Origin of the sequence: Dokdonella sp., from assembly GCF_036518555.1 — a bacterium.
In the GTDB taxonomy this organism is placed as follows: Bacteria; Pseudomonadota; Gammaproteobacteria; order Xanthomonadales; family Rhodanobacteraceae; genus Dokdonella_A.
Map to the genome: position 1 here is coordinate 27,087 of NZ_DATDMY010000149.1, position 18,875 is coordinate 45,961.

18 protein-coding genes and 3 tRNA genes are annotated in these 18,875 nt (G+C 70.1%); 9 read left to right on the plus strand and 12 right to left on the minus strand.

The annotated features are described in order from the left end of the window. The first annotated feature begins 232 nt into the window (after positions 1 to 232). The 8 genes from VI238_RS09185 to VI238_RS09220 all read left to right on the plus strand — a co-directional run bounded on the left by VI238_RS09185 (position 233) and on the right by VI238_RS09220 (position 7,588). Positions 233 to 2,290 (plus strand): GGDEF domain-containing protein, encoded by a 2,058-nt coding sequence (locus VI238_RS09185; protein ID WP_331650653.1) that lies wholly within the window; start codon positions 233 to 235, stop codon positions 2,288 to 2,290. 76 nt (positions 2,291 to 2,366) lie between these two features. Continuing rightward, positions 2,367 to 3,041, plus strand: a complete 675-nt coding sequence (locus VI238_RS09190) for a dienelactone hydrolase family protein (protein WP_331650655.1) — start codon at positions 2,367 to 2,369, stop codon at positions 3,039 to 3,041. Next, a complete protein-coding gene (locus VI238_RS09195) occupies positions 3,038 to 3,454 on the plus strand; it encodes an HIT family protein (RefSeq protein WP_331650657.1) in 417 nt (138 codons plus the stop codon). Before VI238_RS09190 ends, VI238_RS09195 begins: the two co-directional genes overlap by 4 nt. Further along, positions 3,451 to 4,173 (plus strand): 5-oxoprolinase subunit PxpB, encoded by a 723-nt coding sequence (pxpB, locus tag VI238_RS09200; protein ID WP_331650659.1) that lies wholly within the window; start codon positions 3,451 to 3,453, stop codon positions 4,171 to 4,173. Before VI238_RS09195 ends, pxpB begins: the two co-directional genes overlap by 4 nt. After that, positions 4,170 to 5,165 (plus strand): biotin-dependent carboxyltransferase family protein, encoded by a 996-nt coding sequence (locus tag VI238_RS09205; protein WP_331650661.1) that lies wholly within the window; start codon positions 4,170 to 4,172, stop codon positions 5,163 to 5,165. The genes pxpB and VI238_RS09205 overlap by 4 nt, the downstream gene beginning before the upstream one ends. Next, positions 5,162 to 5,947, plus strand: a complete 786-nt coding sequence (locus VI238_RS09210; protein ID WP_331650662.1) for a 5-oxoprolinase subunit PxpA — start codon at positions 5,162 to 5,164, stop codon at positions 5,945 to 5,947. The genes VI238_RS09205 and VI238_RS09210 overlap by 4 nt, the downstream gene beginning before the upstream one ends. Next, positions 5,944 to 6,633, plus strand: coding sequence for a DUF969 domain-containing protein (locus tag VI238_RS09215; RefSeq protein WP_331650663.1), 690 nt, complete (start codon positions 5,944 to 5,946; stop codon positions 6,631 to 6,633). The genes VI238_RS09210 and VI238_RS09215 overlap by 4 nt, the downstream gene beginning before the upstream one ends. Beyond that, complete coding sequence (locus VI238_RS09220) at positions 6,620 to 7,588, plus strand: DUF979 domain-containing protein (protein WP_331650665.1); 969 nt, start codon at positions 6,620 to 6,622, stop codon at positions 7,586 to 7,588. Before VI238_RS09215 ends, VI238_RS09220 begins: the two co-directional genes overlap by 14 nt. A gap of 126 nt (positions 7,589 to 7,714) precedes the next feature. Here the strand turns inward: VI238_RS09220 and VI238_RS09225 are convergent, their stop codons facing one another. Together VI238_RS09225 and VI238_RS09230 are read right to left on the minus strand one after the other, a co-directional pair. Then, a complete protein-coding gene (locus tag VI238_RS09225; protein ID WP_331650666.1) occupies positions 7,715 to 9,151 on the minus strand; it encodes a DUF1501 domain-containing protein in 1,437 nt (478 codons plus the stop codon). 8 nt (positions 9,152 to 9,159) lie between these two features. Then, positions 9,160 to 11,091, minus strand: a complete 1,932-nt coding sequence (locus tag VI238_RS09230) for a DUF1800 domain-containing protein (RefSeq protein ID WP_331650668.1) — start codon at positions 11,089 to 11,091, stop codon at positions 9,160 to 9,162. Positions 11,092 to 11,405: 314 nt separating this feature from the next. Here VI238_RS09230 and VI238_RS09235 point away from each other — a divergent pair, with 314 nt between their 5' ends. Continuing rightward, positions 11,406 to 11,873 (plus strand): helix-turn-helix transcriptional regulator, encoded by a 468-nt coding sequence (locus tag VI238_RS09235; RefSeq protein ID WP_331650670.1) that lies wholly within the window; start codon positions 11,406 to 11,408, stop codon positions 11,871 to 11,873. Positions 11,874 to 12,116: 243 nt separating this feature from the next. On the opposite strand, the gene VI238_RS09240 is transcribed toward VI238_RS09235, so the two are convergent. The 10 genes from VI238_RS09240 to kdsB form a co-directional block, all read right to left on the minus strand. After that, positions 12,117 to 12,461 (minus strand): hypothetical protein, encoded by a 345-nt coding sequence (locus VI238_RS09240; RefSeq protein WP_331650671.1) that lies wholly within the window; start codon positions 12,459 to 12,461, stop codon positions 12,117 to 12,119. Between the two features lie 39 nt (positions 12,462 to 12,500). Further along, entirely contained in the window at positions 12,501 to 12,692 is a 192-nt protein-coding gene (locus VI238_RS09245) for a hypothetical protein (protein ID WP_331650673.1), read from the minus strand. A gap of 407 nt (positions 12,693 to 13,099) precedes the next feature. Then, a tRNA-Leu gene (locus VI238_RS09250) sits at positions 13,100 to 13,186 on the minus strand. A 154-nt stretch (positions 13,187 to 13,340) separates the two neighbouring features. Beyond that, a tRNA-Cys gene (locus VI238_RS09255) sits at positions 13,341 to 13,414 on the minus strand. A gap of 88 nt (positions 13,415 to 13,502) precedes the next feature. Next, positions 13,503 to 13,578 (minus strand) — tRNA-Gly (locus tag VI238_RS09260). 115 nt (positions 13,579 to 13,693) lie between these two features. After that, positions 13,694 to 14,254, minus strand: coding sequence for a CDP-diacylglycerol--glycerol-3-phosphate 3-phosphatidyltransferase (gene pgsA, locus VI238_RS09265; RefSeq protein WP_331650674.1), 561 nt, complete (start codon positions 14,252 to 14,254; stop codon positions 13,694 to 13,696). 17 nt (positions 14,255 to 14,271) lie between these two features. Further along, positions 14,272 to 16,227: an excinuclease ABC subunit UvrC gene (uvrC, locus tag VI238_RS09270; RefSeq protein ID WP_331650676.1), complete on the minus strand. Its 1,956-nt coding sequence runs from the start codon at positions 16,225 to 16,227 to the stop codon at positions 14,272 to 14,274. Between the two features lie 53 nt (positions 16,228 to 16,280). Next, a complete protein-coding gene (locus VI238_RS09275; protein ID WP_331650678.1) occupies positions 16,281 to 17,708 on the minus strand; it encodes a thioredoxin-like domain-containing protein in 1,428 nt (475 codons plus the stop codon). A gap of 1 nt (position 17,709) precedes the next feature. Further along, entirely contained in the window at positions 17,710 to 18,180 is a 471-nt protein-coding gene (locus VI238_RS09280; protein WP_331650680.1) for a low molecular weight protein-tyrosine-phosphatase, read from the minus strand. Between the two features lie 138 nt (positions 18,181 to 18,318). Beyond that, the coding region (kdsB, locus tag VI238_RS09285) for a 3-deoxy-manno-octulosonate cytidylyltransferase (protein ID WP_331650682.1) at positions 18,319 to 18,875 on the minus strand (557 nt) is incomplete at its 5' end.

An 18,875-nucleotide genomic window follows, 5' to 3' on the forward strand; every position in this document is an offset into this window, starting at 1 on the left:
GCAGGTCCGGGCCGAGGGCGGTGGCCTCGCCGGCCGCCGACCCCGTGTTTCACTGTTATCGTAGCCGCAATCCGGATTTTTTCCGCGCGGCGCCTTAAGATGCGGTCCGCGCCCTGCAAGCTATTCCTTCGCCGGGCCGGATCGGACGACTGGAGAGAGCTGCCCGATGCACCCGGGGAACCCGTTGCCACCCGACCGCCGACGGCGGCGGGCGTGCTCGCGCGGTCGCGCCGTGCTCCTCGTCCTCGCCCTGTCCGCGTCCTCGATCGCGACCGCGCAAACCGAGGAGCATCCGCTCGCGAGGTTCGTGACGGGCAGCCGCCAGATCGCCGCTGCGGTCGAAACCACGCTCGGCGACGAGACGGTCGAACACGTCGCCGACGCAGTCGGCGGCGCCTGGGCGCGCCAGCAGCTGCTCGCGATCGCGGGCGACATCTGCGCCGCACTCGACCGCGCCGATGCCGCGAACCGGCTGTGGACGCGCGCGCTGCCGGCCGCGGAGCAGCGCCGCGACATCCCGGCGACGATCCTGCTCACCACGCTCGTCGCGCAGAGTTCGCTCTCGCTCGGCGACTACGCGCGTTCGCGCGAACTCGCCGAGCGATTGCGCGTGCTCGCGCATCGCAACGGCGACGCGAGCGCAGAAGCGCAGGCGGAGAACGCGCTCGGCGTGCTCGAGCGGCGCCGCGGCCGCCTCGACGGCGCGGTCGAGCACCAGCGCCGCGCGATCGAGCTGTTCAAGTCCGCAGGCAACGGCATCGGCGCGATGCGCGCGCTGTCCGACCTGGGCACCACCTGGCGCGACCGCGGCGATCTCGCGCAGGCGCTCGATGCGCAGCTCGAGGCAGTCGCCGAACGCGAGCGCTCGGGCGACCGCCTGTCCAACGTCTACCGGAACCTCGCGCTGCTGTACCGCGAGATCGAAGACACCGCGGCGTCGCGCGCCTACTTCGAGCGTGCGACGCAGGCAGCGATCCAGAGTGGCGTGCCGTCGATGTATTCCTCGGCGACCGGGGCGTACGCGAGCCTGCTCAACGACATCGAGGATTTCGCCGCCGCGCGCAGGGCGGCCGAAGAGGCGCTCGCGATCGACGCGGCGCTCGGCGATCTCCCGCACCAGGGCTTCGAGCACCTCGAACTCGGACGCGCGCTGCTCGGCGAGAAGCAGACCGTCGCGGCGATCGACCATCTCGATCGCGCGCTCGCGATCGGCCGCGAACTCGGCCAGCGCGAGATCGTCGCGCGCTCTCTGCTGCACCAGACCGAGATCGCGCTCGCCCAGCACGATTACCTGCGCGCGCGCGGCCTCATCGACGAGGCGATCGCCGGGCTCGAAGCGACCCGCCTGCGACCGCAACTCGCGCAGGCCTACGTCCTGCGCGAGCAGCTCGCGCGCGCCGAGCACGACGACACCGAGGCCTTGCGCTACGCGCACAAGGCCGCCGCGGCGCGCGAGGAGCTGATCGGCATCCGTGCGAGCCGCCAGATGTCCGCGCTCGAGGTGCGCCACGCGCGTTCCGACGCGGACCAACGCCTCGCCATGCTCGCGAAGGACAACGAGCTCCAGTCCGCACGACTGCAGGCGCAGGCGGTGCAGCGACGCTTCGGCGCGATCGCGCTGGCCGGGCTCGCGCTCGCACTGCTCGCCCTCATCTGGCGCCACCGCGGCGTGCGCCGCCTCAACCGCGCGCTGGCGGCACGCAATGTCGAGATCGAACGCCAGCGCGCCGCGCTCGGTGAGGCGAACGCGCGCCTGGAACGGCAGGCCGCCGAACTCTACCAGGCGGCCACGACCGACTGGCTCACCGGGGTGTCGAACCGTCGCGACGTGCTCGAGCGGATGGAGCGTGCGTTGCGCGATGCGCGCGCAGCCGGCGAGGAGTTCGCGGTGCTGCTGGTCGACTTCGACCACTTCAAGCAGATCAACGACCTGCGCGGCCACCTGCTCGGCGATCGCGCGCTCACGATCGGCGCCCACGCGATGCGCGACTGCCTGCACGAGGACGACCTGCTCGGCCGGTTCGGCGGCGAGGAATTCGTCGCCGCGATCCGCGGCCGCGCGCCGGCGGACGTCATGGCCGCTGCCGAACGCATGCGCGCGCACGTCGCTGGTCAGCTCGCATGGCTCGTGCCGGAGCTGCGGGCGATCGCGACCGTGAGCATCGGCATCGCCGCGCTCTCCGACGCCGGCCAGGACAGCGACGTGTCGGGCCTGCTCGAAGCGGCCGATCGCGCGCTCTATGCGGCCAAGCACGACGGCCGCAACCGCGTCCACCGCTACGCGGCCTGAACGCGTCCTGCGCGACCGGTTGTGCAGCCGGCGCGGATCGAAATAACGTAGCGCTTTCCGCAGGCGGAGTCCGCGCATGGGCCAGTCGATCCAGCTCAATACGTCGCGCATGCAGTGCATCGGCGCCTATCTCGCGCGCCCGGCGGGCGCGGCGAAGGGCGGCATCGTCGTCGCGCAGGAGATCTTCGGCGTCAATGCCTACGTGCGCGCGGTCGTGGACCGCTTCGCCACGCACGGCTACGTCGCGATCGCACCGGCCTTCTTCGACCACGTCGAGGCAGGCGTGGAACTCGACTACGACGAGGAAGGCTTCCGCCGCGGCCGCGAACTCGTCGGCGAGGTCGGCCTCGACCTCGCCGTCGAGGACGTCGCGAGCGCGGCCGAGGCGATCGCATCGGCCGGAAGGATCGGCTGCGTCGGTTATTGCTGGGGCGGCACGGTCGCGCTGCTCGCCGCGCAGCGCCTCGCCATGCCCGCGGTCAGCTACTACGGCGCGCGCAACGTGAACTTCACCGGCATCGCCCTGCGCGCGCCCGTGATGTTCCACTTCGGCGACCTCGATGCGTCGATTCCCCCCGAGGCGGTCGAGCGCCACCGCACGGCCTGGCCCGATGCGGTGATCCACACCTATCCCGCCGGCCACGCGTTCGACCGCAGCGTGGATCCGCGCGCATACGACGCAGCGAGCGCCTCACTCGCGCTCGAACGCACGCTCGCGTTCTTCGATCGCGAACTCGCGGGGCGCGCATGAGCTTCGCGCTCGATCCCCGCCTCGTCGCGGACACCCACCCGATCGGCGACGCCCTGCTGTCGCGCGTGCTGTTGATGGACGATGCGCGCTTTCCTTGGCTCATCCTCGTGCCCCGCATCGCCGGCGCGCGCGAACTGTTCGATCTCGATCCGGCCGATCGCGCGAGCCTGCTGGCCGAGCTCGACGGCGTAGGTCGCGCACTCGAGTCGCTGCTGCATCCGGACAAGATGAACATCGCCGCGCTCGGCAACGTCGTGCCGCAGCTGCACGTCCACGTGATCGCGCGCTACACGACCGATGCGGCGTGGCCGCAGCCGGTATGGGGCCATGGCGAACGCGTGCGCCACGCGCCCCTGGCGCTCGCGGAGCGGGTCGCCGCGTTTCGCGAAGCGCTCGGCGCCCTGCTCGCTTGAGCTCGCCGCGCGCGCTGCCGCCGTTCGAGCTCGAACCGCTCGGCGAATCGGCCCTGATGCTGCGCTTCGGCGAGCGCATCGACGCCGAAGCGAATGCGTGCGTACACGCCGCCGCCGCAGCGCTGCGCGCGGCCGCCCTGCCCGGCGTGCACGACGTCGTGCCCGCTTACGCGAGTCTCGCGCTGCACTACGATCCGCTCGCCTGGCGCGAAGGCGCACGCGCACCGTGGCGGCGAGTCGCCGATGCGGTGCGCGGTGCGCTCGGCACCGCCTCCGCGGTGCCGCTCGGGACGCCGCGCGCGATCGACGTACCGGTCTGCTACGGCGGCGCGCACGGCCCCGATCTCGACGCGCTCGCGACGACCCTCGGACTCGACGTCGCGGACCTCGTCGCGCGCCACGCGGGCGGCGACTATCGCGTCGCGATGATCGGGTTCGCGCCGGGCTTTCCCTACCTGCTCGGCCTGGATGCGTCGCTCCATGCGCCGAGGCGCGCTCACCCGCGCACGCGCGTGCCGCGCGGATCGGTCGCGATCGGCGGTGCGCAGACCGGGATCTATCCGTCCGAACTGCCGGGCGGCTGGCAGCTCATCGGTCGCACGCCGCTCGTGCTGTTCGATCCGGAACGCGAACCCGCGTGCCTGTTCTCGCCCGGCGACGCCGTTCGCTTCCACGCGATCACGCCCGCTGCATTCGACGCCATCGAGGCGGCGCGATGAGCATCGAGGTCGTGCGCGCCGGCCTGCTGACGACCGTGCAGGACCGCGGCCGCCATGGGCATGCCGCGCTCGGCATCGGCCACGCGGGCGCGATGGACGGGGTTGCGCTGCGGCTCGCGAATGCGCTCGTGGGCAACGCGCCTGCCGCCGCCGCGCTCGAGATCTGTCTGGTCGGGCCACGCTTGCGCTTCACCAGCGCGGCCACGATCGCGCTCGTCGGGGCCGACTTCGACGCGCAAGCGGGTGCGTCGCCGATACCCGGCTGGCGATCCCTGCGCGTCGAAGCGGGGACCGTGATCGACTGCGGTCGTGCCCGGCGCGGCGCTTGGGCCTGCCTCGCCGTCGCCGGCGGCATCGAGGCGCACCGCGTGCTCGGCAGCGCGTCGACCGACGTCAATGCGCGACTCGGCGGCGCGCCGCTGCGCGAGGGCGAAGTCCTGCAGGTCGGTCGAGCGGGAATCGCGGCGGGCGTCCGCGCGGTCGCGCGCGCACCCGCCACGCTCGCCGCGTTCTCGCTCGATCCGCGGCCATGGTTCGACCCGGATCCCGCGCGGCCGATCCGCCTCGTGCACGGCCGGCACGCGCACGCGCTCGATGCCGCGTCGCGCGAGGCGCTGTACGCGCAGCCGTTCCGTGTCGCCGCCGACTCGAACCGCGTGGGATTGCGGCTCGATGGTCCGCGGCTGCGCCTCGGGGCGCCGCTCGAACTCGTCAGCGAGCCGATCGCGGCGGGGACCGTGCAGCTGCCGCCGGGGGGCCAGCCGATCGCGCTGATGGCCGAGCATCCGACAATGGGGGGTTATCCGCGCATCGGTCACGTCGCCGCGATCGACCTGCCACGCCTCGCGCAGCGACGTCCGGGCGACGCGGTGCGGTTCGCGCCGATCGAACTCGACGATGCGCAAACGCGCTATCTTGCCCGCGAGGACGAACTCGAACGGTTGTGCGCGCGGATCGCCGCACGGCTCGACGGTGGCCGAACCCCACGATGAAGCGACCCACGATGGACCTCAACTGCGACCTCGGCGAATCGTTCGGCGCATGGCGCATGGGTGACGACGAAGCCGTGATGCCGTACATCAGTTCGGCGAACATCGCCTGCGGCTATCATGCGGGCGACCCCGGAACGATGGCGCGCACCGTCGCGCTCGCGCTGCGCGCGAACGTCGCGCTCGGCGCGCACGTGTCCCTGCCCGACCTCGCCGGGTTCGGGCGTCGCGAGATGCGCATATCCGCTGACGAAGCGTATGCGATGACCCTGTACCAGATCGGCGCACTTGCCGCATTCGCGCGCGCGGCCGGTGCACGGCTGTCCCACGTCAAGCCGCACGGTGCGCTCTACACCATGGCCGCGCGCGACGCGACGCTCGCCGAGGCGATCGCGCGGGCCGTGCTGGCGTTCGATCGCTCGTTGCGCCTCGTCGGCCTCGCGGGCAGCGAGTTGCCCCGCGCCGGCGAGCGCGCGGGACTCCCCGTGGCGCACGAAGCGTTCGCGGACCGCCGTTACGAAACCGACGGCTCGCTCGTCGCGCGACGCGAGGCGGATGCGGTCATCGACGACGTCGACGAAGCCGTCGCGCAGGCGCTCGCGCTCGCGCGCGGCGAACCGATCGCCACCCGCGGCGGCGCTCCGTTGCACGTGCGCGCCGACACGATCTGCGTGCACGGCGACCGCGCCGATGCGGGCAGGTTCGCCCATCGCCTGCACGCGGCCCTGCGCGGCGCCGGCATCGCGATCGCGAACCCCGCGCCCAGGAACGGACACGCTTCGTGAACTACTGGCCGCTGCTCGGCGTCGCCGTCGTCGTGCTCGGTTTGGCGCTGCGCCGCAATCCGGCGCTCGTCGTCGTCGTCGCAGGGCTGGTCAGCGGCATCGCCGCGGGCAAACCGCTCGGCGAATTGCTCGATCTGCTCGGCACCGCGTTCGTGAACAACCGCACCCTGCTCCTGTTCGTGCTGACCCTGCCCGTCATCGGCCTGCTCGAACGCCATGGGCTGCGTGAGCGCGCGCGGGGCTGGATCGCCGGATTCCGCTCGTTGACGCTGCCTCGCCTGCTCGTCGCGTACCTCGGCCTGCGCCAGCTGCTGTCGATGTTCGGCCTCATCGATCTCGCCGGTCACGCGCAGACGGTGCGGCCGCTGCTCGCACCGATGAGCGAGGCCGCCGCCGCGCAGGAGGAGCCGCTCGACGAACCCACGCGAAACCGCGTGCGCGCGCTTGCGGCCGCGACCGACAACATCGGCCGCTTCTTCGGCGAGGACGTCTTCCTCGCATTCGGCGCGGTGCTGCTCATCCAGGGCTTCTACGCGGGGCACGGGATCGCGCTCGAGCCGATGGCGATCGCCCTGTGGGCACTACCGACGGCGATCGCCGCGTTCACCATCCACGCGATCCGCATCGCGTGGTTCCAGCGCGGCCTGCGCCGCGGCAGCGAACGGAGGCGCGATGCTGACGCTTGAGCCAGTCTACCTGTTGCTCGGCGCGTTCCTGCTGTTCGGCGCCGTCCTCGACTACCGCTCGCGTCGCCGTGCGATGGCCGTGTTCTGGGCCATACTCTCGCTGCCGTTCCTCGCGGGCGACGCGATCCTCGCTGCGGCCAGGGAGGGCTCGCACTGGCCCGCGCAAGCGATGGGCATCGGCGTGATCGCACTGGGCGTGATGGCAGCCCTCGGCGGCCGACGTCCGTCCGACGACGAGGCCGCGCTCGAGCACACGCGTCGCGCCGACGCGGTCCGGCTCGGCAACCGCCTGTTCGCTCCGGCACTGCTCATTCCGCTGGTCACGCTGCTCGTCGCGCTTGCGGCCCAGTATGGCCCGCCGCCCGTGCGCGCGCTGTTCGAAGCGAAGCAATCCACGCTCATCGCGCTCGGCATCGCGAGCGTGGTCGCCTTCGCGGTCGCCGTGCGCGTGACCGGCGCGGGTGTCGGTGCGGGCCTGCAGGAAGGCAATCGTCTGCTCGATGCGCTCGGCTGGGCTGCGCTGCTGCCGATGCTGCTCGCGACACTCGGCAGCGTATTCGCGGCGACCGGCGTCGGAGACGCGATCGCATCGCTCGTCGCGATGGTGATTCCGACCGACAGCCGTATCGCGTGCCTGCTCGCGTTCGCGCTCGGCATGGTGCTGTTCACCGCGATCATGGGCAACGCGTTCGCGGCGTTCCCCGTGCTCATGGCCGGCATCGGGCTGCCGTTGCTCGTGCAGCGGCACGGTGCGCATCCGGCCGTGCTCGGCTCGATCGGCATGCTCACCGGCTACTGCGGCACCCTGCTGACGCCGATGGCGGCGAATTTCAACATCGTGCCCGTCGTATTGCTCGAGCTGCCGGACCAGTACGCAGTGATACGCGCGCAACTGCCCACCGCACTCGTGTTGCTCGCGGTCAATATCGCGCTGCTGTGGCTGCTCGCGTTCTAGGCGAGCGCGCCCGGCCGGCCGGCTTGCACGGGAACGCGCCCCGCGCGCGGCCGCGACGCCCGGAGTCTTCCAGGCGCGCGCCGCGCGGGCCGATGCCCGCAGGCTGCACGACTCTCCCGCTCGCGGTCAGACGAAACCGAGGTAGCGCGTGTTGAAGTTGCCGAGGTTCGGCAGGATCAGGTCGATGTCGCCGTCGCTGAGCCCGAACCACTTCGCGAGCGTCGCCGAGTACTGCTCGACCGAGGTCGTCGGGATCATCTGGCCGTAGCCGCCGTCGTTCGGGTTCTGATCCGACGGCGCGAGGCTCGGCATCTGCGCCGAGCCCGTGCCCGCGAGGTTGTCACCGTAGAACTTGCCGCCCGATACGGCACCGCCGACGACGAACTGGTGCGACGCCCAGCCATGGTCGCTGCCGTCCTCGTTGTTGGACAGCGACCGACCGAAGTCGGACGCGGTGAACGCGGTCGCGCGGTTGGCGAGGCTCACCGAGGCCAATGCCGCATGGAAACCCGACAACGCCCTCGACAGGCCGACGAGCAGGTCTGCCTGCGTCGCGAGCTGGTCGCCGTGCGTGTCGTAGCCGCCCGCGGTGACGAAGAACACCTGCCGCTTGAGGCCGCTGTAGCCGGCGACGCCGTTGTTCGCGGCCCAGATCAGTTTGGCGACGGTCTCGAGCTGCTCGCCGAGCTCGCCTGCGCCGGTGAAGAAGCCGCCGAAGTCCGGCATGCCCGCGGCGGACAACGTCGCCTGCAGCAAGGTCGCGGTCGCGACCGAATGGCGCATCGCGTTGCCGAACGTGCGCTCGAGCGCATTGGCCTGGCCTTGCGCATGCAGCGCGTCGAACGCGCCGCGCAACGCATTGTCGCCGCTGAGCTCGTACGGGAAGTCGATCACGTTCGGGCCATACGAGTTCATCACGTAGCCGGCGACGGATTCGCCGCGCACGAACGCGTCCTGGCCACCGAGCGAGGTGAGGATCGGGATGTCGGGCGGATTGGCGCTTTCGACGAGATCGGCGATGCGACCGCCCCAGCCCGTCACCGGCGCGTTCGACGGCGGAGACGACTGCCAGTACGCAGCCTGGTCCGCATGCGAGAACAGTTGTGGCGGCAGTACCGCGGCGCCGCCCTGGTATTCGGCTTTCGTGGTCGGCCGCACGAGCGCGCCCACGTTGGCGACGACCGCCGCATGGTTCGCGTTGAACAGCGCGGCGAGTTCCGGCATCGATGCGTGCAGTCCGTAGCTGCTGCCGTCGCCAGGGCTGCCTGCGCCGCTCGCAGGCGCGTTCAGCGCGTGCAGCCCTGCCGCGGGCAACGCGAGGTTCGGCCGCACGAGCTGGTAGTTCGTGCGCGCGGTGCCGGAAATCGGCACGACCGTGTTGAAACTGTCGTTGCCGCCGTACAGGAAGACGCAGACGAGCGCCTTGTAGTCGGGGAACGTGTAGCCGCCGCGGCCGGCGGCGGCCTGCACGAGCTTCAGGCCGCCGAATGCGGAGTACAGGCTCGCACCGCCGAGCGCGGCGCAGATCGTTTCCCGGATGAACTTGCGACGATCGGGACGCATGTCGGCTCCTATTTCTGGACCATGTATTCGGGCGAATTGAAGATGAGGTACAGCGCGGTGTGGATGCGCCACAGCCGCCAGTCGCTCACGCCTTCGGTCCAGCTCGAATCGATGCGGTTGAGGTACGCCAGCAGCGTCTCGCGCATGAACGGCGACATCTGCCCGGACATGAAGCGCTTGCTGTACGCGTCGACGAGGCGATCGGCCGGGTCGGCCGCTCCGCCGCTGCCGCTGCCCGCGAGCGCGAGATCCTTCGCATGGTTGACTTTCACTTCGCCGAAGTCGTCGCCCGCGTCGCACACCTGCGCGATGTCGAAGTAGAACGAGCGACCCTCCACGCTGTTGACGGTATTGGCGATCACGCTTTCGGTCTGCAGCTGGAACTCCGGTCCGACCAGGTTGCCTGCGGTCATCTCGCCGGGTGGGAGGTAGCTCGGCTTGAAGAAGTTGAACACCGAGAACGCATTCATCGGCGCCTGCGCGATGCCCGATCCGTACTGGTCGTCGTCGGTGCCCCATGCGGTCACGTAACCCGCGTAGCGGTAAGGCTGGTTCGCGTAGTGGTTCTGGATGCCGCCCTGGTTGAAATCGCGGCCGCAGGTGTGGCGCGCGTCCATCGCGCGCCAGAAATGGGTCAGTGCAAGCAGCGGCTCGCGCAGCTTGCCGTACTTGTCGCTGTACAGGTGGCCATAGCGCGCTTCCGGATCGAGCAGGATCGCCTGTGCGACCGCGCGCAACTGGTTCGGGCTCGCGCGGTTCGCGTTGAACACGTCGGCGACGCGCTTGACGTACGCCGGGCTGGGGTTGCTCGTGACGAGGCGCTGGATCAGCTGCTTCGCGATGAACGGCCCGACGTTCGGATGGCCGTAGATGTTGTCGAGCGCGAACTGAAGGTCGCTCGCCGCCGAGCCGCCGTCGGCAAGCACGCCGCCCGCCTGGACACCCGGGTAGACCAGCAGCTGCTTCGCATGGAGGTCGTTCGGCCCGGTGCCGTTGTCGTGGTAGCTCGGATCGCCGTTGTTGGGCTGGTTCGGCTGGTCGTACGGCACCATCGGATGGAGCCAGTTCTCGCCGGTCGTGTAGTCGGGCCCGCAATCGGTGAAGTTGTCGAAGCCGTTGTTGTCGCAGTCGTACCAGTTCCAGCCGGTGAACACGTGCGCGAAGGCGGAGATCGTCGCCTGCGAATAGGTCGGGATCGGATGGCCCGAACCGTCGAGCTTCGGCGTGCCGTCCGCGTTGAGCATGACCAGCCCGATGCTGAACAGCTGGTTGATCTCGCGCGCGTAGTTCTCGTCCGGGTGGATGTTGCGCGTGGGATCGGCGCGCTGGTTGCCGCGCATGTTGAGGTAGGTGCCCATGGCGGGGCTCAACGTCACCTGCTCGAGCAGCGTGCGGTAGTTGCCGAACGCGTGGGCGACGAGGATGTCGTAGTAATACGCGATGCTCGACGGGAACTCCGCGAGCTGGGCGTTCTGATCGGAGACGACGAGGATCTCGCTCAGCGCGAACGCGATGCGCTGGCGCAACTGGTCGGTGTGGACGATCGCATTGTTGGCCGGGTCCGGCCCGCCGAGCGCGGCAAGGAACCACGCCTCGCGCCGGTTCTGATGGCCGACCTGCTCATGCAGCGTGTTGCCGACCCAGTCGAGATAGGTCATCTCGAGCGTCGGCGGCGCGGCGAACTGTTCGTCGAGCCAGGCCTGGTAGCCGATCGCGCGCAGATGCGCGATGTCGGCATCGGTCGGCCCGAAGGTCGCCTGCGCGAGGAAGCGCGATGCGTCCGCATCGTCGGTCGGTCCGGCGGCGGTGCCGTCGAAGCCGTCGTGCAACATCGCATCGGGTCGCGGCGACGCAGCGTGCGCGAGGGTCGCGGACGCTGCCGCATACACGAGCATGACCGCGAGGCGCAGGAGCCCGCGGACCTTCCTTGCTGTCAGCATGTGATCTTCCTCTCTCCCCAGTACCATGCGATGGCCGCCGCGGCGGACCCGCGCGACTCTAGCCGGACTAAACGAGTCCGAACGGTGCGCGGGGCCACATTCGACCTGTCGACCCGCTCACAGGTCGATTTCGGCGGATGATCGGTCGTGGCGACGCTGCAATGCGTTCCGGACCGGTCGAAGAACGGCGGGCGATGGACGATCATCCGCGCGCCGCAGGCGGCGGTCTGGATGCGAGGCCGCGTGCATTTTCGCGATTTAGGCTGTTGCGGATATGCTAGTCGCCGCAATTTCCCCCTCCCTGAGATTCCAAGATGCCCAATATCGCCACGTTCCTGAAAGCGGAGATCGCGCGCCTCGCCCGCAAGGAAATCCGCGGTGAAGTCGGTGCGCTGCGAAAGTCGAGCGCGGCCCATCGACGCGACATCGCCGCGCTCAAGCGTGAGATCGCCACCTTGCAGCGGCAGAACAAGCAGCTGGCCAAGCGCGCATCGGTAGTGGCCGAAACCGACGCGGACGGCGGCGAAGGCGACGTCAGGAACCGTTTCTCGGCCAAGGGTTTCAAGTCGCTGCGCGCGCGCCTCGGCCTCTCGGCCGACCAGCTCGCCACGCTGCTCGGTGCGAGCATGCAGTCGGTGTACAACTGGGAACACGGCAAGACCACGCCGCGCCCGAACCAGGTCGCCGCGATCGCGGCATTGCGCACGATCGGCAAGAGGGAAGCGATGCGCAGGCTCGAGGAAGCACAGGCCCCTGCCAAAGGTCGCAAGCGCGCGGGCTGATACGGCCGTCGCGTTCGCCCGAGGCCTGTCCCCGCGCGAAAGCGGAAAGACGCCGCAGCGAACGGTGCATCCGAATCTCGGCTCCGCGCGGGCGCGACCCGCATCCGACCCGGTTCGGAATGAGCCGGTTCGCGCCTCAGGGCCCCCTGGTGTCGGTGGAGCCCTGCCCGCGTTTCCCGGTCCGTGAAGCCATGGCGTCAGCCACACGTGCGGGGCGACGTGCGCGGCGCGTCGGCTGGGGAATCAGCGGCGGCCCGGACGCTTGCGCTCGTCGTGCAAGGCCACGCGGATCGTCGCGCCATCCTGCACGGACCCATTCAGCGCGGCGAGCGCATTGCGAGCCTCGTGGCCTTCCATCTTCAGTTCCGCGAATCCTCGGCATTCGCCGCTGAACAGGTCGCGCGCGAGGCGCAGGCCGAACACGCGGCCGTGTTGCGCAAAAAGCGAATGCAGCGAAGCATCGGTCATCGACTTGGGCAAGCCGCGGACGTCCAATGTGATCATGATGTGCTCCTGTTGAATGTCATTGATGCGCCGGACCCACGGCGCGACATCGCGATCGTTCCGCACGAACGCGACGACGAACACGCGTGCAGCACGCGCGAAAGGAAAGGACGCGGACAGACGTCACTTAGGGCGAGGAACGCCGTCGAGCCGGAACAGGGAGATGCGCGTCCCGGGAAACCTCGCCTCGAGGATCGCCAGCAGGCGGGCCTCGACCGCGGCGAGGTCGAACCGGTCAGGAGGACCGGACAGGGAATAACGGTAACCGACGGCACCCTCGTTGCGCCCGCGCGTCGCCTCTCGCGAGACCGTCACGTCGCTGCACCCGCAGGCAGTCGACCACAGCCGCTTCAACGCAGCCGGTCCGATCGATAGTCCATGCCCCAGGCGGAACTGGAACTGGGGAACGTGAGCACGCATTGCCGCTCCAGCAGATGATGCGCAACGCACGACCGGATGGGCGATCGCCGTGCTGCGGCAAGGGAGGAATCGCCCCTCGCGCGGGGACGGCGGGCCTATACACCATACACCGATCGCGGCGGGAACGCCCACGATTTCTCCGTGGACCCCGGCCCGACGAGCGGGCGCTCGAGGACGATCGAAGCGAAAGATGACCGCAGGAACCCGCTGGGAAAGGCGGCGCAGGGGAGTCGCGCAAGCGCACGTACGATGCACTGCTCGTGCGTCGGATTATCCCGTCCAGCCTGCATCTCGGAACGTGCTGGTGCCCGGACCCGGACTCGAACCGGGATGACCTTGCGGTCGAGGGATTTTAAGTCCCTTGCGGCTACCGATTTCGCCATCCGGGCAGCGCACGCGGCGATGGTAGCGCCTGCGCGCGCGGATCGCGCGCGATGCGGCAGCGCGATCATCTTCCTTCGCGCGCACCCAGAGATTTCGGGCATGAAAAAACCCGCATCGCTGCGGGCTTCTTGCCGCTGCCTCGCACTCGGCGTCGGCAGATGGAGGCTTGGGTCGGAATCGAACCGGCGTACGCGGATTTGCAGTCCGCTGCATGACCACTCTGCCACCAAGCCGTGGCTGTTGCGCATCGCGCATGCCGGACATCTTGCGACGTCCGGCAGAAAAACGAAACCCCGGCGTGCCGGGGTTTCATCGACGATCTGGAGCGGGAAACGAGACTCGAACTCGCGACCCCGACCTTGGCAAGGTCGTGCTCTACCAACTGAGCTATTCCCGCGTGGGACGCGCATAATACGGTTTGACGCGCAGCTGTCAAGCATTGCTCCGCGGTGATTCACGATCGCGATGGCGAGAGCGGCCGACTGGCCGCTTCCCGTCGACCACTTCGCAGATCAGCGTTGCTGGCGCAGGATCGGCCACGCCGCCCGCACGTATTGCAACCCCGACCAGATCGTGAGGCCCGCGGCGAGCACGAGCAGCGATTCGCCGACGTGGAACAGGCGCAAGCCTTCGAGGTCGTGCTGGTAGAGCAGCACGACGATCGCGACGATCTGCATCACGGTCTTGAACTTGCCGACCGCCGCGACGCGCACGGTCGCGCGCTGCCCGATCTCGGCCATCCACTCGCGCAACGCCGAGATGCTGATCTCGCGCCCGACGATGACCGCGCTCGTGACCGCCATCAACGGCGTCGGGTTCTCCTGCACGAGCAGGAACAGCGTGATCGCGACCATGAGCTTGTCGGCGACCGGATCGAGGAACGCGCCGAACGCCGAACCCATGTTCCAGCGCCGGGCGACCCAGCCGTCGAGCCAGTCGGTGATCGCCGCGGCGATGAAGATGAGCGCGGCGGCGACGTTGGCGCCGCGGAACGGCGCGTAGAACGCGATCACCATCACCGGCAGCAACAGGATGCGGAACAGCGTCAGCGCGGTCGGGATCGTGATGTGCATCGTTCGATCGGGTGGTGTCATCCGTGGAAGGTCGCGTAAATGCGTTCGGCCAGCTGTCTACTGATCCCGCTGACCTGCATGAGTTCCTCGATGCCGGCCTTCGAAAGCCCGCCGAGGCCGCCGAAGTGCTTGAGCAGGGCCGCACGACGACGCGCGCCGACGCCGGCGATCTCCTCCAGCGTACTCGCTTCGCGGGCCTTCTCGCGGCGGCCGCGGTGACCGGTGATCGCGAACCGGTGCGCTTCGTCGCGCACTGCCTGCACGAGATGCGATGCAGGTGACTCCGGGCCCGGGAACAGCGTGCGGCCGGAACGGCCCACGATCAAGGTTTCGTCGCCCGCGCGGCGCGCCTCGCCCTTGGCGACGCCGACCACGGGCACGCCTTCGAGCCCGAGCTCGTTGAGCACGTCGAGTGCCTGCTGCAGTTGGCCCTTGCCACCGTCGATGAGGAGCAGGTCCGGCAGGCGCGCCATGAGCGGCGGCTTCACCGGCGCGGGTGCAGCCACGGCGTCCGTGTCCTGCGCGTCGGCAGCCGCCGGCTCCTGCGCGAGCGCCGCCGATGCCGCGGCCGATTCGCGCCGGAAACGACGCTGCAGCGCCTGGCGCATCGCCGCATAGTCGTCGCCGGGCGTGATGCCGGTGATGTTGAAGCGGCGGTACTGCGATTTCTCGGGCCCTTCCGGTCCGAACACGACGCACGACGCGACGGTCGCCTCGCCCATCGTATGGCTGATGTCGAAGCACTCGATGCGTTGCGGCGTCTCGTCGAGCGCGAGCAGGTCGCGAAGCGCCTCGAACCGGGCGAGCAGCGTCTGCCGGCTCGCGAGGCGCGACGCGAGCGCCGCGTCGGCATTGCGCCGCGCGAGGTCGAGGAAGCGTGCGCGGTCGCTGCGCACGTTCGCCTTGATCTCGACCGCGTGGCCCGCATGCCCCGCAAGCGCCTCCGCGAGCGGCGCGGCATCCTCGGGTGCGTGGCTCACGATCAGTTCCGCCGGCACGGGTCGCTCGAGGTAGTACTGCGCGATGAAGGAGCCGAGGATCGCCGCCTCGTCGGTCGCGCCGGCGAGGCGCGGGAAGAAATCACGCGAGCCGAGGCTGACCCCGTTGCGGAAGAACAGCACGCTGACGCACGCGATGCCGCCGCGGATCGCGCACGCGATCACGTCCATGTCCGCGCTCGCGCCTTGCACGTAGTGGCGCGCCTGCACGCGCTTGACCGCCGCGATCTGGTCGCGCACGACCGCGGCGCGCTCGAAGGCGAGGTCGGCGCTGAGCCGCTCCATCGTCGCGACGAGTTCGTCCATGACCGCACCGGCGCGCCCGTCGAGGAACATCTCGGCGTGGCGCACGTCGGCGGCATAGTCCTCCGGCGCCACGAGGCCGACGCACGGCGCGGTGCAGCGGCCGATCTGGTGCTGCAGGCACGGACGCGAGCGGTTGCGGAAATAGCTGTCCTCGCAGTTGCGGATGCGGAACAGCTTCTGGATCAGGTCCAGGCTCTCGCGCACCGCGCCCGCGCTCGGGAACGGCCCGAAATAGCGGCCTTTGCCGCTGCGTGCGCCGCGATGGAACGCGAGCCGCGGGAAGCGTTCGGACGGCGGCGCCGAGGCGTCGAGCGCCGCGCGCGCGGGATCCGCCGTGAGGTGGATGTACGGGTAGCTCTTGTCGTCGCGCAGGACGATGTTGTAGCGCGGCTTGAGGCTCTTGATCAGCTGCGCCTCGAGCAGCAGCGCCTCGGCCTCGGTGCGCGTGACCGTGGTTTCCATCCGCGCGATCTGGCCCACCATCGCGGCGATGCGTGGATCCATCTTCGGCTTGAGGAAGTAGCTGCCGACGCGCTTCTTGAGGTTGCCGGCCTTGCCGACGTAAAGCAGCTCGTCGTCGGCGTCGAACATGCGATAGACGCCGGGCGCGCCGGTCAGGGTACGGACGAAGATCTTGCCGTCGAACGGCGCAGTGGAACCCGATGACATGGCACGAGTGTATTGGGAAGGTCGGGATCCGACCATCCGTGCCGCCCGCGCCGTCAGGTCTCTCCGACCGGCACGCGCCGCAAGGCGCCGCTGCCGAGATCGATCGCGACGATCTCGTGCTGGTTCGTGTTGGCGATGAACAGCGTGTTGCGCGCGACGCCGAGCGCGTGCGGCTCGCGCAACGGGTGCGTCATGCGCAGCGGGCGCGTCTCGCCGCTGCGCCGGCTCACGAGCCGCACGGCGTCATTGCAGCTGTCGGCGACGTAGATCAGCCCGCGCGGATCGATCGCGACCGCGAGCGGGTACTGCAAGCGCGACTCGGCACGGGTTCCGCTCGCGTCGCCGTACGCGTACAGGCCGTGCCCGACCACGGTGGCGACGCGACCGGTGTCGACGTCGACGGCGCGGATCGCCGACGACGCCGCGTCGGCGACCACGAGTTCGCGGCCGACGGCAGCGAGCCCGCTCGGCTGGGCGAACGCGGCCTCGCTGCCGCTGCCGTCGACGAGGCCGAGATCGCCGGTGCCCGCGAGGACCGAGACGAGGCGCGTCGCGAGGTCGAAGCGCCAGACCTGGTGCTGCCCGGCGATCGCGACGAACAGGTCGTCGCCGATCACCGCGAGTCCGATCGGCGTATTCAGCGCCGTAACGGGCGCGTCCGCCGCGACGGGCCGCGCGCGACCCGCGCGCGCCGTGCCCAGCACCGTGTCGACTTCGCCACTGACCAGATCGACGCGCCGCACGCAATGGTTGCCGGTGTCCGCGACGTAAAGCGCCTGCCCCTTGCGCGCGAGGCCGTGAGGCTGCCGGAAGCACGCGAGGGAGGCGACGCCGTCGGCGTGGCCGGCGTTGCCGCTGCCGAACGCACGCAGCACGCGGCCGTCGTGGCTGCACTCGAGCACGCGATCGTGGCCGCTGTCGGCGACGAACAGGCGCTGCTCGTCGACGAGCAAGCCGGCCGGGAACGCGAGCACCGCGCGCGGCTCGGGCCGTGCGACCGCCTCGGCCGGCTCGTACACGCGCAAATCGTGCGCGGCGGCTTCGTCGAGCAAGGCGCCGACGTGCGCCTCGATCTCCGCGCTCCTGCCCTCCCCCGCGTACACCGCGGCGAGCCGGCCGGCAGCGTCGACGAGCGCGATGCTCGGCCATGCCTGGATCGCGTAGTCCCGCCAGACGCGGAAGTCGCGATCGTTCGCGATGGGGTGGCGCAGGCGATGCCGGTTCACCGCACGCAGCAACGCGTCGCCGTCGCGCTGGCGCGGAAACTTCGGGCAATGGACGCCGATCACGACGAGGCCGTCGTGGTGCGAATCCTCGAGCCTTCGCACGAGCGGCATGAGGTTCCAGCTGTTGACGTTGTCGTAGCTCCAGAACCACAGCAGCACTACGCGCCCGCGCGACGCGTCGAGGCACGGCGCCACGTCGGTGTTGACCCATTCGAGGTCGGGGGGCAGCGGCGTCGCCGCTCGGCGCTCGTCCATGTCAGGCACGGCGCTCCCCGGGCGCGTGCAGGCGACGAATGAGCGCGTCCACGCCCTTGCGCGCGAGTTGGACGACGCGATCGAAGTCGCGCGCGGTGCCGTAATACGGATCGGGCAGTTCGGTATCGACGAGGAACAGCTCCGGCGCGACGCCGAGGCCGCGATGGAAGCGCTGCAGCGCGAGCAGGTTCATGCGGTCCATCGCGAACACGAGATCGAACGCCTCGAAATCCGCACTGGTGACCTGGCGTGCGCGCAGGTCCGCGATGTCGTAACCGTGCGCCGCCGCGGCGCGGATTGCGCGCTCGTCGGGCGGCTCTCCGACGTGATAGTCCTCGGTGCCGGCCGAATCGAGCAGCGCATCGAGGCCGGCGCGGGCGAATTCGACCCGTGCGATGCCCTCGACCGTCGGCGAACGGCAGATGTTGCCCATGCAGATGAAGAGGACCCGGTGTTGCTCTTGATTGTCCATCGACTCGCGCCGGAAATCCCTCTCAGCGAAGCGAGCGGAACCATGCCACTACGCGCCGGCGGAATCAATCAGCCGCGCGAGCACGGAGGCCGTGCCCAGGACTGCCGGAGCTGCCGCTCGCGCCCACTGCCCGGTTCCTCAGCCGCGCGCAAGCAGGCCCTCGATGCGTGCGAGATCCTCGGCGGTGTCGACGCCGGGGGGAAACGGCTCGGGCGCGATGCGCACGGCGATCGCGTGGCCGTGCTCGAGCGCGCGCAGCTGTTCGAGCGATTCGCAGCGTTCGAGCGGCGTCGGCGCGAGCGCGGCGAATCGGCGCAGGAAGCCCGCACGGTAGGCATAGATGCCGATGTGGCGCAGGAAGGCGACGTCGGGCGGCAGCGCGTCGCGGCCACGCGCGAACGCATCGCGCGGCCACGGCAGCGGCGCGCGGCTGAAATAGAGCGCGCGGCCGTCGCAACGACGCACGAGCTTGACGCAATGGGGATCGAACAATTCGTCGATGCCCGCGAGCGGCGTCGCGAGCGTCGCCATCGGCGCATCGTCGTCGACCAGGGCCTGCGCGACCGCGCGGATGCCGCTCGCCGGCGCGAGCGGCTCGTCGCCCTGCAGGTTCACCACGATCGCGTCGTCCGGCCAGCCGAGCGTGGCCGCGACCTCGGCGAGGCGATCGCTGCCGGACGCGTGATCCGCGCGCG